The sequence below is a fragment of the Globicatella sp. HMSC072A10 genome, from assembly GCF_001811625.1.
GTDB lineage: Bacteria > Bacillota > Bacilli > Lactobacillales > Aerococcaceae > Globicatella > Globicatella sanguinis.
Window position 1 is genome coordinate 2,495 of record NZ_KV805822.1, and the last position, 14,261, is coordinate 16,755.

General features: G+C 31.3%; 10 protein-coding genes. 9 read left to right on the plus strand and 1 reads right to left on the minus strand.

Annotated elements, in window-relative coordinates:
• Positions 1–778: 778 nt before the first annotated feature.
• The 9 genes from HMPREF2811_RS10690 to HMPREF2811_RS10730 all read left to right on the plus strand — a co-directional run bounded on the left by HMPREF2811_RS10690 (position 779) and on the right by HMPREF2811_RS10730 (position 13,473).
• Positions 779–2,446, plus strand: coding sequence for an N-6 DNA methylase (locus HMPREF2811_RS10690; RefSeq protein ID WP_071409309.1), 1,668 nt, complete (start codon positions 779–781; stop codon positions 2,444–2,446).
• Positions 2,446–2,967, plus strand: coding sequence for a hypothetical protein (locus tag HMPREF2811_RS10695; RefSeq protein ID WP_071409310.1), 522 nt, complete (start codon positions 2,446–2,448; stop codon positions 2,965–2,967). Before HMPREF2811_RS10690 ends, HMPREF2811_RS10695 begins: the two co-directional genes overlap by 1 nt.
• A gap of 80 nt (positions 2,968–3,047) precedes the next feature.
• Positions 3,048–4,508 carry a type I restriction-modification system subunit M gene (locus HMPREF2811_RS10700; RefSeq protein WP_071409311.1) on the plus strand — a complete coding sequence of 487 codons (1,461 nt, stop codon included), beginning with the start codon at positions 3,048–3,050 and terminating at the stop codon, positions 4,506–4,508.
• Entirely contained in the window at positions 4,509–5,738 is a 1,230-nt protein-coding gene (locus HMPREF2811_RS10705) for a restriction endonuclease subunit S (RefSeq protein ID WP_071409312.1), read from the plus strand.
• Positions 5,739–5,749: 11 nt separating this feature from the next.
• Positions 5,750–9,073, plus strand: a complete 3,324-nt coding sequence (locus HMPREF2811_RS10710) for a DEAD/DEAH box helicase family protein (protein ID WP_071409313.1) — start codon at positions 5,750–5,752, stop codon at positions 9,071–9,073.
• 22 nt (positions 9,074–9,095) lie between these two features.
• Complete coding sequence (locus tag HMPREF2811_RS10715) at positions 9,096–9,815, plus strand: hypothetical protein (RefSeq protein WP_071409314.1); 720 nt, start codon at positions 9,096–9,098, stop codon at positions 9,813–9,815.
• Between the two features lie 93 nt (positions 9,816–9,908).
• Entirely contained in the window at positions 9,909–11,765 is a 1,857-nt protein-coding gene (locus tag HMPREF2811_RS10720) for a hypothetical protein (protein WP_071409315.1), read from the plus strand.
• Positions 11,755–12,624 (plus strand): hypothetical protein, encoded by an 870-nt coding sequence (locus tag HMPREF2811_RS10725; protein WP_071409316.1) that lies wholly within the window; start codon positions 11,755–11,757, stop codon positions 12,622–12,624. The genes HMPREF2811_RS10720 and HMPREF2811_RS10725 overlap by 11 nt, the downstream gene beginning before the upstream one ends.
• Positions 12,625–13,473 carry a DUF6339 family protein gene (locus HMPREF2811_RS10730; protein ID WP_071409317.1) on the plus strand — a complete coding sequence of 283 codons (849 nt, stop codon included), beginning with the start codon at positions 12,625–12,627 and terminating at the stop codon, positions 13,471–13,473. It abuts the gene before it with no gap.
• A gap of 153 nt (positions 13,474–13,626) precedes the next feature.
• Here the strand turns inward: HMPREF2811_RS10730 and mobC are convergent, their stop codons facing one another.
• Positions 13,627–13,980: a plasmid mobilization protein gene (gene mobC, locus HMPREF2811_RS10735; protein ID WP_071409318.1), complete on the minus strand. Its 354-nt coding sequence runs from the start codon at positions 13,978–13,980 to the stop codon at positions 13,627–13,629.
• Between the last annotated feature and the right edge of the window lie 281 nt (positions 13,981–14,261).

Genomic DNA, 14,261 nt, shown 5'->3' on the forward strand with positions numbered 1-14,261 from the left:
TGTCTCATTATTCACTTCACTGAAAGCAAAGTTATGAAAGTCTGATGGGTGTACCACTTCAACTAACACTGCTTGTACTAATTCTCTACCTCGTTCAAAGCCATATAATTCTCTAGCTCTAGCAATTAAATTGAAATACGTATTTAATTCATGAGTTCCACCACACCCTTCATGTGGAAACTATAGCGTTGATACAAAGGGAAAATATGTAGAAATCCTGAGATTCAAGCTCTTTCATGACTATTTTGCTTTTGAGGAAGATGACCAAAATAACAAGCGGAAAGTGCTAAAAAGGTATTTTAATGTTTCAGTGGGGGTTGACCTAGTTAGTGGAGATACAAGACAATAGGACAAAAGTTAGAATCAGCAAGGATTAAAATACTCGCTGATTTTTGCATTTATACTTTCAGACTTGTTAAAAGGACAAGTCAAGAATGGTGGTTTTGATAATTCTAGAATGGCAAAAAGGAAAAGTCTAGACTTTTTAAAATGACAACCTAACTATATAGAGATTAGTTAGATTGATAGAGTTATATTGATATTAGGGGGAGAATAAAAATACCTCATTTTCAAAAGTAGATATAAGCTGAAACGGAGATCTACCGTAACAGGTTTAAAATAAATATTGATATACTAGTAAATATAATTCTATTTGCTTATTTCTAAAAGACAAAATAAAAATGGTTTAAATAAACCATGGACAATTATTTTGCGTTATGGTATAGTTAAACCATAATCAAAAGGTTATTCCATTTAACTAAAATTAGGAGGGAATTGTATGGGAAGTAAAAATGTTAATGAAGTAATAAACATTCTAAGAGAAAAAGTAAGTTCAGGAAATTATATTTATGAATTTGTAATTAATTATTATTTAAGTAGAAAGTTAAAAACTGACTCGTTTAATAAAATCCTAGACAAAATTGAAGATGAAAATATTAAATATAATTTGAAAGCTGTTTATGAAGAAGAAAATAATTATATAGAACAGTTTAATAATCTTAAAGACTTCTCACTAGATGAAATTATTGAAATCATAGGTGGACTTTCTGAATATGCTGGCAGGAGAGGTGGAGGGGAAAATACTACAGTAAAGTCAATTATTGATCTATCCTTAGAACTTTTGACCTTAGAAAAAGAAGACTCATTATTAGATGTAGGTTCAGGGATAGGAACAACATTGCTGGAAGCATCCAAAACATCTAGTATCTCTGGGATTGAAATCAATCCAGATAATTATATCCTATCATGTTTATTACTAGATTTATTTAATATACCAATAGAAAAAATCATGCATAAGGATGTATTTACTTATGATTTAAATAAATTTAATGCCAATAAGGTTTTTATGAACATGCCTATGGGGCTAAAAATGTCAGGAAAAAAATTGGAGGAAGTTTTAAAATTAAAATTTGATAAATCCATTTACAAAAATCATATTAAATCTATTGACTCATCTTGGGTTTTTGCATTAGATATCATTGAAAACACAGAATATGAAAAATTCGTAATGCTTATGAATGGCAATCCTTTATATAGCGATAATCATCAAGATGTAAGGAAGATATTAATTGATAAAGGTAAGGTTGAGGCTGTTATAGCATTACCTAGCAACTTATTAGCTTATACTGCTATTCCTATATATCTAGTTATATTTAGCCATAATAATGAAAGTATAAAATTTGTTGATGCAAGTAAACTTTATTCAGATATTAAATATAGGCATGTGTTAGAAAAAGAACATATTAAAAAAATTGTAAAATCATTAGATAAGGATTCGAATATTAGTAAGACAGTAGATTCCACAAAACTTATAGATGAAGATTTTACCCTTGATCCATTAAGATATACCGTAGAAGAGTTTCCATTTGAAGAAAGCATTATATTAAAGGATGTAGTAAAATCAATTAACAGGGGTCACACCATTAGTAAAAAAGACCTAGAAGAAATGACTTCAGTTCAACCAACAGATTATCAATATTTAATGTTACAAAATTTTCAAGATGGAATATTAGATGGAAATTTACCATACCTAAAGAATTTAAACGAATCTTATGAGCGATATTTTCTGAAAGATAATTCAGTTATTGTTTCTAGATTATCACCTTTTAAAATAGGTTCGGTTGGTAAACTGAAGACTAATGTGTTAGCGAATGGAAATTTATTTTTTTTAGAAATTGATGAAAATAAAATAAACAAAGATTTCCTCACTGCCTACTTACAAAGTAGGATAGGTTTAAGAGAAATAGAGAAATATGTTAAGGGTTCTATTATGAAGACAATTAGCATTAGAGACCTTGAAAGGATTAAGATTCCAAAAATTAGTATGGAAAAACAAATCGAAATTGGTAATCAATTCGTACTATTGAATTCTGAATTTAAGGCAATCAAGAAAAGGACCGATGAAATAATAGAAGAGAGATTAAATATGTTTGAAGGAGGTATATAATGCTTCTGGATAACGAATTAAAAATTGACGTTGCATCTGACGCAACAAAAATAGTAATGAAAAGAATTATTGGTGCTAGATCGATTAGTGAGTTGAGAAGTTATCTAAAATCAATAGGGCTTGAGGAGCTGACTCCAGAGATAGATAACTTCCAGCCTAATGGGGATATTTATGTCTTAGGAGATTTGAGTATTAAAGATAATATTGTCTATCAAATTTTTAAAGACTTAAGTATAGATGTTAATAGAGTAAAAATAGTAAAAGGATATAATGAGTTTAAGACTTATAATTTTAATAGGTTCCAATATGATACTTCAGTGAGGCTGATATTTGCAGGACCAATACCTCATTCAACAAAAGATAAAGGGGAATATTCAAGCGTTATAGCTAGAATGGAGAGGGAAGAAGGTTTCCCTAAAATCGTAAGACTTGGCACAGAAGGCAGTTTGAAAATTACTAAAACAAACCTTAAAGATGCTATTATTAAAGAAATAGAATCAAATTATTTAGATACAAATTAATATAAAAAGTTTTTATAAAATCAGTTAGTTTAACTTTATTACCTAGATAAACCATTATAGATATAGGAGTGAGTGTATAGATGATAACAGGAGAAATAAGGAATAAAATCGATAGAATTTGGGATAGTTTTTGGACAGGCGGTATTACTAACCCTTTAACAGTTATAGAACAGTTTACCTATTTGCTATTTATAAAATCATTAGATGATAAGCAGTTAAACTCAGAAAAAGAGGCTAGTATTCTAGGTATAAAGCCTAAAGTAATATTTGACAAGAATAATGAAGATTTAAGATGGTCTAACTTTAAACACTTTGACTCAGAAAAAATGTATAAGGTCGTATCTACTGAAGTCTTCCCTTTTATAAAGAAATTGAATGGCAATGCAGATTCATCATTTGCTAGATTTATGGAAGATGCGATCTTTACCATTCCTACACCTAGAATGCTAGAAACAGTTGTTACTAATATAGATGAACTTATGGATGATCTTCCCTTAAAAGACTTGGGAGATCTATATGAGTATATGCTTAGTAAATTGACTACTGCAGGGAAGAATGGACAGTTTAGAACACCAAGACATATTATAGATATGATGGTTGAACTTGTGAAACCTACACCTAGCGATATAATCATAGATCCAGCGGCCGGGACAGCAGGATTTTTAATTTCTGTTGCAGATTATTTAAAGAAAAATTATGAAAATGAAATATTTACATCAGAGCAGCTAAAAGAGCACTTTAATAATGAAATGTTTAACGGAAATGAGATAGATACTACCATGTTAAGAATAGGAACTATGAATATGCTCCTTCATGATGTGGAAAATCCCCAAATCCACTATGTGGACTCTCTTTCCAAATCCAATAAGGAAAGAGAAAAATATACCTTAGTACTAGCCAATCCACCTTTCAAGGGTAGCTTGGACAAAGAGGCAGTAGCTGATGACTTAACTAGAATTACTAACACAGGAAAAACAGAACTATTATTTATAGGACTTATTCTAGAGCTTTTAAAAAGTGGTGGAAGGGCTGGAGTAATAGTTCCAGATGGAGTCCTTTTTGGAGCTAGCAATGCCCATAAATCTTTGAGAAAAGAGATAATAGACAACCATAAACTAGAGGGAGTTATATCCATGCCTTCAGGGGTATTTAAGCCTTATACAGGAGTATCTACAGCTATACTACTCTTTACTAAAACAGGTATAGGTGGAACAGATAAGGTTTGGTTCTATGATATGGAAGCAGATGGCCTATCCCTAGATGATAAGAGGGAAAAAGTAAAGGACAATGACATAGAAGATATAATAGAAAGATTTCACAAGCTAGAAAATGAAAAAGAAAGACAAAGAACAGAAAAATCTTTCTTAGTCCCAGTAGAGGAAATAAGGGAAAATGGTTATGATCTTTCTATAAATAGATATAAGGAAATAGTCTATGAAGAAGTAGAATATGAAGAACCTGAAGTGATCATAGAAAAGATAAGAGGATTAGAGGAAGATATACTTTTAGGCTTAGATGAAATAGCGAAGTTGGTGAAATAGATGAGATTAAAAGATATAGCAAAATTAAACTCATGGGAAGTAGCAAAAATAAGTGAGCTGACTTTTTTTCAAGAAGGTCCAGGAGTGAGAAAAAAACAATATACTAATGAGGGTGTAAAACTCTTAAATGTTGGAAACTTACAAGAAGGAAAATTAGATTTGAGTTTAACTGATAGATATATATCTGAAGAAGAAGCATATGGAAGATACAGTCACTTTTTGGTAGATGAAGGTGATTTGATAATAGCTTGTTCAGGTATTCAAATTTCATATTTCCATGAAAAGATGGCTTTTGTAAAAAAAAGTCACTTACCTTTATGTATGAATACTAGTACTATGAGATTTAAATCCTTGAATCCCCAAAAGCTTGATATAAATTATTTTTCTTATTTTTTAAAAACTATATTTTTTAAAGACCAATTGCAAAGATTGATTACAGGATCGGCTCAGTTGAATTTTGGTCCAAGTCATATAAAAGAAATAGATTTAATATTACCACCTATGGAAATCCAAGAAAAGATAGTCAAATTTCTAGACCAAGCACAAGCTCTTATAGACAAAAGAAAGGAACAAATAAAAGCCCTAGACCAGTTAATAGAATCTATATTTTACACTATGTTTGGTGATCCGGTAAGGAATGAAAAGGGTTGGGCGGTTAAGGAATTAGAAGAAGTATTATTAAACAATGTAAGCAATATTAAAAAAGACTTTAAAGATGATATTTCCTATATTGATATAGGATCTATAAATAATAACAATAATTCTATTGAAACATATAACAATTTTAATATAAAAAATGCACCAAGTAGAGCAAAAAGAATATTGAACCATGGGGATATACTATTTTCAACAGTAAGACCAAACCTAAAAAATATTGCAATTTTTGACATGTATACAGAAAACACTGCAATAGGCTCTACTGGCTTTTGTATTATTCGCGTAAATGAAAGTTTGGTAAATAATAAATATATATTTAATGTAGTAAAAAACAAGAGATTTACAGGTTATTTAGTAAAGATAGCAGAAGGAGCAAGCTATCCAGCAGTAAAAGATAGTGATATTAAGTCAATAAAAATAAGCATTCCTCCCCTATCCCTACAAAACGAATTTGCCCAAAAAGTACAAATTATAGAAAAACAAAAAGAACTATTGGAGGAATCTTTAGAATTACTAGATGAAAACTATAAGTCCATAATGGATAGAGCCTTTAAAGGTCAACTATTTAACTAGGAGGTAGACTCATGAATTCTAATTTTTCTTATCTAAAGAAAGAAAGTAAATATGAATCTTTTGTAGATGCCTGTATAGAGGCTGAAAAACTCATGCATATATCTTATTCAGCATCTGCAACCTTTACCCGTAGGGCTATGGAGTTAGCTGTAAGATGGATATATATCAATGATGAGGCATTAAACCTTCCCTATAACGATACCTTTGCTGCCCTTATAAATGGGACTGATTTTAAAAATGTAGTTGGAATAGAGCTATATAAGGCCCTTGATTACACCAGGGAATTAGGCAATAAGGCAGCCCATACTAATATGAGTGTGGATAGGAATCAGGCTATACTTTCCTTAAGAAATTTATTTAATCTAACTCATTTTATAGACTATTGTTATTCGGAGGATTTTGAAGAAAGACAATTTGATGAAGGGCTTTTAGGATATAATGATAAGATAAAAAAGACAGTCAAAGAGCAGGAAGAATTCTTTGAAATACTATCTAAAAAGGATAAGAGCCTAGAAGAGTTAATCAAGGAAAACCAAAGGCTTAGAGAGGAAAATAAAAAGACCAGAAAAAATCATGAAAAAACTAGAAACTACAGGATAGATAGCCTATCTGAAGAAGAGACTAGGAAAGCATACATAGACCTTGATCTAGAATTAAAGGGCTGGGAATTAGGAAAGAATTGCCTTGAAGAAGTGCCAGTTTCCCATATGGCCAATGCTTCAGGTATTGGTTTTATTGATTATGTCCTATATGGGGATAATGGTAAACCCTTGGCTGTAGTAGAATCAAAAAGAACTAGTAATAGTCCTAAATTAGGCAAGGTACAGGCAGAAATGTATGCAGATGCCCTAGAAATAGAAACAGGCGTTAGACCTGTAATATTTTATACCAATGGTATAGATTATTATATTTGGGATGATAAGGATTATCCTGAAAGAAAGATTTCAGGGATCTACAGTAAGAAGGATTTAGAGTCCTTAAACTTTATGAAAAACAATAGAAATACCATGAAAAATCCTGATATAAGAGATGAAATAACCAATAGAGACTATCAAAAAGAGGCCATAACAAGAACCTTAGAAAGCTATGAAGCTGGCCATAGGAAGGCACTTTTAGTAATGGCCACAGGAAGTGGAAAAACAAGGACAGCTGCTTCTATAGTTGATCTTATGGTTAGGAATAACTGGGCCAAGAATATTCTCTTCTTAGCAGACAGAACAGCTCTAGTCAAACAAGCCAAGGAGAGTTTTAATGAACATTTGCCAGAGCTTTCCTTATGTAATCTTTTGGACAATAAAGATGATGTTAATAGTAGAATGGTATTTTCCACCTATCCAACCATAATGAATGCCATAGATGAAAAAAAGGGGACTGATGGAAAGAGGATTTTCACCAACGGACACTTTGATTTGATAATCCTAGATGAAAGCCATAGGTCTATCTATAAGAAATATCAAGATATATTTGCCTATTTTGATGCTAGGCTTTTAGGGTTGACTGCTACCCCTGTAGATGAAATTGATAGGAATACCTATAGGATTTTCGAACTGGAAGAAGGCAATCCAACCTTTGCCTATGATTTGAAAGAGGCTATAGATGATGGATATCTAGTCAATTATGAATTGCCTCAGGTATCTGAAACCAAGATTATGAAGGAAGGCATAAGATATAAGGACTTATCAGAGGAAGAAAAGGAAGAGTTTGAAAGTACCTTTGATTCTTTTGAAGATATTCCTAGTGAAATGGTAAACAAAAGTCTTTTTAATATAGATACAGTAGATTTAGTTATAAAGGATTTAATGGAAAAGGGAATAAAGGTAGAAGGTAGAGATAAGTTAGGCAAGACTATAATCTTTGCAGCCAACCAAGGTCATGCTGACTTTATAGTTGAAAGATTCAATGCCCTATATCCTGAATACAGGGGAGATTTCGCCCAGGCTATTTATCATAAAATTAATTATGTAGATAATCTTATAGATAAATTCAAGAACAAGGATTCTTATCCTCAAATAGCAGTATCTGTTGATATGCTGGATACAGGAATAGATATTCCTGAACTTGTAAACCTAGTATTCTTTAAAAAAGTAAGGTCTAAGGCCAAGTTTTGGCAGATGATTGGTAGGGGAACTAGGCTATGTGAAGATCTATTTGGACCAGGACTTGACAAGGAAAAGTTCTTAATCTTTGACTACTACTATAACTTTGAGTTTTTTGAAATAAATAAGAGAGGTCATGAAGGTGGTCTTCAAAGATCCCTAACAGAAAATTTATTCAATATAAAGGTTGATCTTATAAAAGCTTTAGAGCATTTAGACTATCAGGAAGATGAATTTATAGAATATAGAAATGAGTTAATAGACAATATAAGTCTTTTAATTAAAGGAATAAACACTGATAGATTTAATGCAAGGATGAGGTTACATCTAATAGATAGATATTCAGATAAAAGAGCTTTTGAAAGTCTAGAGGAAATTGATGTGAAAAAGCTTAAAGATGAAGTTTCACCTCTTATAATATCTACAGATGACGATGAATTAGCTAAGAGATTTGACTATTTAATGTACACCATACAATATGCTTATCTTGAGAAAAAACCATATTCTAAGCCAAAGAGCAGGGTCAAAAAGACTGCTAATGATTTGGAGAAAAAAGGTTCTGTAGGACAAGTACAAAAGAATAAAGACCTAATCTATGAAATACAGGAAGAGGAATTTTGGGAAGATGCAGATCTCTTTGATTATGAAAGGGTTCGAAAGGCTTTAAGAGAGCTTATAAAGCTAATAGATAGGGAAAGACAAGGAATCTACTATACAGACTTTAAAGACGAAGTTATAGGAGTTAGGGAAGGCAGTCCAATATATGATGTTAATGATTTAGACTCCTATAGAGAAAAAGTAGTATCCTATTTTAAGAAATATAGGGATGATCTGCCTATTTATAAACTTAGAAATAATGAAGAAATCACTAAAGAAGATATCAAATACTTTGAAAAAATCTTGTTTGAAGAATTAGGAGATAGGGACTCTTATCATAAAGTTTATGGTGATAAACCCCTTTTGAAATTGGTTGCCAGCATTACAGGTATGGATAAAGAGGCTGCTAAAAGAGAGTTTTCAAAATTCCTGTCAGATGAAAAATTAAACTCTGATCAGATAAACTTTGTTAATAATATTATTGATTATATTGTTAAAAATGGTTCCATTGAAAAAGAAGTTTTACAAGAATTTCCCTTCAATAAAAAAGGTGGGGTAATTAAATTATTTGAAAACAATATAGACCTTGCCAAAGATATTATTTCTACTATTGATAAAATCAACAATAGACTATCTGTTTGAAATTTAAAAGGGAGGAAATATTATGGGCTATAAAGAGCTTCTAAGCAATATTAAGAATGAATTTCCTGACAAGGCTATAGATATAATTGAAGGCCTTGAGCTTCTAAGAATGGTTATTGATGATACCGTTGAAACTATTGGGGAAAAAGTTAATGAATCTTTTTCAGAAAAACAGTATGATAAGTTACCCTACTATTCAAAGTTGGCGGAGGAAATGGAAACTTATGAAAAAAAGCTGAAAGAAGTTATCGATATTTTGGATATAGAAGATTTGGAATTGGAAGGCAAAAAAGAAGTTGATGAAGAAAAGGAAATACCAGACTATGATCAATATACAATAGACAATAATATAGAATACAGCCTATATGAGAACTTTACTCATAAAAGACCATATGGCTTTAAACTGATTGATGATAGGCTCATAAGAGTAAAAACATGGCAAGAAATGTTGATTAAGGTTTGCGAAAACTTAATAGAAGTTGATGAAGAAAAGATTATAGGATTTGAAGAACGTGAACATATGAATGGGAAAAAGAAAAAATATTTTTCTAGTAAATCAAAAGGAATGCGAAATCCTAAAAGAGTTGCAAATAAAATATATGTTGAAACAAACCAAAGTGCAAATTCTATTAGAAACCTTTTAATAAAAATATTGAAAGAGTATGGATTAAAGACAGGTGACTTAAAAATTTATTTAAGAGCTGATTATACTGGAATAAATAAAGGTAAGGGTAAGAATTAGTAGGCATTAAAAATCTTAAATAAGGGATAATTGACATTTAAAAGCCCAAGGGATACTATCCCGGGCCTTTTACTGTAGAAAGGAGATATTCAGATGACTATAGGATGGAATTTTTCACCCTATAATTATGGGAGAAGACAGGGGATATCGGATTCGGGAGTGGAAACATTTAGAGGGGACAGGTATAGGCATTTAGCTAAGGAGATTTGTCAAAACTCTTTAGATGCAATAAAAAAAGATAAGGAAACAGTAAAAATTGATTTTCAGCATATTGAAATTGATAAAAAAGATATTCCAGGCCATGAAAGATATATAGAAGTATTCAATCAATGCTATGAAACCAGTAAAAATGGATCTGGAAAGGTAAAGGATTTTTTTGCCTACAGCAATGAAATCTTAGCTAGAGAGAAAATAAGCGTTTTAAGAATAAGTGACTTTAACACAACTGGATTAACAGGATCTAAAGAGGAAAAGGATACTGCTTGGAATGATTTAATCAAGGCAGCAGGTATATCTAATAAGGGAGGGGAGGCAGGAGGAAGCTTTGGTATTGGGAAATATGCAGCCTTTGCCTGCTCAAACCTACGTACTGTTTTCTATAACACATATGATGAAGATGGTATAGAGGCCAGTCAGGGTGTTACAGAAGTCATAAACTTTATGGATGTAGATGGAAAGGAAAAAGACGGTGAAGGCTACTATGGTCTTGGTAGCAAGAACCTACCTATATTTAGTCAGTTAAAGCTAGACCCAAATTTTGATAGAGGACAAAGAACAGGGACTGACATATATATCATTGGATTTATAGAGCAGGATGATTGGGCTGAATCAATAGTTTATTCTGTTATAGATAGTTTTCTAATAGCTATTTATAATGGGAGACTAGAAGTAAAAGTGGGAGATATCTTAATAAACAAATCAACCTTAGAGGATATAGTTGAAAACAAGCTGGATTATAATAAGTCTGGAAGGAATAGAAATTCTTTAGAATTTTACAAGGTATTAACATCTGAAGAAACAATTGTTAATAGCTTTTCACTTGATGCTAGTGGTGGTGGTCATCTTGGGAAGTTCAAAGTTTATTTGTTGGTAGATAATGAACTAACAAGTCGCAGGGTGCTAATGTCTAGAATCAATGGAATGAAGGTATTTGAGCAGGATAGATTTCCTAGAGGGATACCTTTTTCAGGAATTTGTATCTTGCAAGATAAGAAAATAAATGACTATTTTAGAAAGATGGAGACTCCTGAACATGATGCTTGGAAGGCAGATCAATTTTCAGAAAATCCAAAAGAAATTAGACAGGCTAATGAAACTAGATTAAGCCTTATTAAACAAATTAGAGAGGAACTTAATAGATTGGCTAAGGAAACTACCCTAGATGAAACAGATGTAGGCGACCTTGGTATACTATTACCTGACTTAGAGGATGACCTTTTAGGAAGTAAAGGTAAAGATGAATCATTAACAAATGAAAACACAGAATCTAAAGTCAATATAAAGATTGAAGATGAATCACAAAATAAAGAAATGCCAGTATATGGTGAAGAACCTGGGGAGGGTGAGTTTGACCCTCAAGGTCCTGGACAAGGTGGGGGTAAATCAACCTACAGGGATGGTAGAAAAGGTGTGGGAAGACAAAGGATTGCTACAAACTATTTTAATATTAGAATGTTTCAAATAAGTAGTTCTAAGTACCGGATGGTTTTAAAAAGTCGTCATGATTTAGAAGAAGCAGAATTACTTGTATCAGCAGTTGGTGAAGACAAGAGAACCAGGCTAAATATAGGAATAAAAAATGCAGTAGATAGAACTAATAATAAAGATTTGGAAATAAAGAACAAGAGAATTTCCCTAGGGGATATAGCAAAGGATAATGAATATATTATCGATTTTCAGCCAGATATTATTGAGCAATTATCTATGGAGGTGGTAATTTATGCAACTTAAAGAAAGATACCATCCATATCCTGTTTTAGCACCTTATACAAATGATTATCAAAATAGTGAATTTAAAATAAAGTCTTTAGAAGATAAAACCCTGGGCAAAGAATATCTATTTGAAATTGAACTAAATATTAAAAATCGTGGGCTAGAGAACCTAATCAAGGAAAACAAAGCTGAGTATATCATTCATGTAGAGTGTTCTAAGACTTCTTTTAGGGAGGTTTTTACAAGTGATTCACCAAAAATAGATATTAAAATTGATTCCTTTAACTTAGATGGCAAAGTTGAATTTTCCCCATTTATAATAGCAAAGGAAAATATTTTAAATTATAATGATGGCTCATTTGATCCTATATTTGATGGATTTTCATTTAGCATAAACAAAGGACAGTATTTAGCCATAGGTAATAGAGCTATTATTTCAATTATTAAAGATAAGGATGATTTAAAACAATTATCATCTATAATTAGAATTGCCCAGGTAGCAGATTTAGAAAAAGAAACAAAGGTAAATCTAGAGGGAGATAGGATACAAATAATGGTATCCAATGAAACCTATGAAATGTACACATATGCTAGTAGAAACCACAATAGACTTAGAATTTTACATAGTATGATTGTACTACCAGCATTAATCTATGTTTTATATGAGTTAAAAGAAGACTCAGGAAATGATTTTGAACAATATTCAGATCGTAGATGGTTCCAGGCTTTAGAAGTTAGGATGAAGGAACTAGGAATTAATTTAGACAGCAATTTATTTAGTGCAAAATCACCTTACGAATTAGCTCAGATTTTATTAGATTACCCCACAAAGGATGCTTTAGATAAAATATATGAAGCAGATCAGGAGGAAAATTAAATGAAACTATATTATATGAGACAAGAGATATTAGAAGATTTAAAGAATAATATAGCTCATAATATTGAAAACTATAGTAATGAAAGTAACCAATGGATAATGAATCAATATGAAAATCCCTTTTTAGAGTATAAGAAGACAGTAGATGATTTTGAGCTATTAGTTGACCCAAAGGATGTGGGGTCTTCTGATATGGAGAATGTTAGAATACTTCATAGCAATTTGAAATTCTTAACAAAATCTGAGGCAGCTGATGAAAGACTTTGGACAGGCTTGACACATTCTGTGTTTTGGAATTTTATGAAAGAAAGGTGGTCAAGTAGACCATCAAAAGAAGAAAAACAGATAGGTAACAGGTATTTTTTAACGGGTGGCTCATCTAATAGAAGAGCATTACTTATGAATACCATATCAAGATATTGGTGGATTGGAGAATTAATATACGATGAGGATAATATTAAAAATCCTTATTATTTAATTGAAGTATTTAGAGGTGATTTTACAACAAATGTTCATACCCTGTTGTCTAGCAATTTTACTAGCAACACTAATATATTAAAAGGTGTATTAAGACCTATGCTTGAATATAAAGAGGTTAATGGTAGTTTATCTAGGGAAGAATTTCAAGCTATTATTAGATATGCTAATCTTATAGGTGGGAGCTACCTTCTAGATTATCTGTCAACAGAAGAAATAGAGGAAAAAATATGTTTATATATTGATAACACGATAAGTCAAAATCTAGAGGATAAAGAAACTAGGGTAAATCAAGCAGAAGATAAGCAAGAGCAGGTTAGAAAAAAGGGAATATTCGGCAAGCTAAAAGAAAGTCTTTTAGGTGGAGCATAGGGTTTTTATATGGTAATATTAGTTTTATTTGTATAATTACTAGCCTTGACACCATTCTGACGTACTTAATATCTATTAAAAGACACATTAATAAAATTAAATTATAGGAAATTAGAGGATTGATTTCATAGGTTATATTTATTAATAGCTATATTAATCAGTCCTATTTGTATATTTTCTTGTCAGGATATTTTGAATTTTAATTATTTCCCTTGAGATATCATCATTCTCTTTTTTTAGATCTTTAATATCTTCTCTATAGATTATTCCGGTAATATTTAACCTCTTTGCAATCTGATTAAGGTTGTTAGAGTTTTTCACTATAAGAGTTTGTAGCCTTTTAAAAATATTCATATCAATTACAAATATAGGGGCTTCAAGAACACTTTTCCTAATAAAATGAGCCATTGATTTTGATTTACTGAGTTCAAGCTTTTTCATAAAAAGTTCTTTTTCTTCCTTGGTTAATTTGATTTCAATTCTTTCATTTCTATACCTATTTGTCATATAAATCCTCCTTTTATTTTTATTTTTGAACAGGGTATTAGGGGTGTCCCCTAAATCATTCCGATAGGAACAAGTAGAAAATTGGATAAAAAGAGGCTGGGCAAAAAGTCCAGTCCATAAAAAGACAGAGGTTGGGCAAAAACATTTTAAATTCTGTTCAGCCATATCTATTTAATTCAAAGCGCAGTGGTTGAGTGGTCTCAATCTGCGTCTAAACAACTTGTTTGAGACATACTCAACTGTGCGGGAGTGGGCAGACGAAGCGAAAATTATTTAATTTT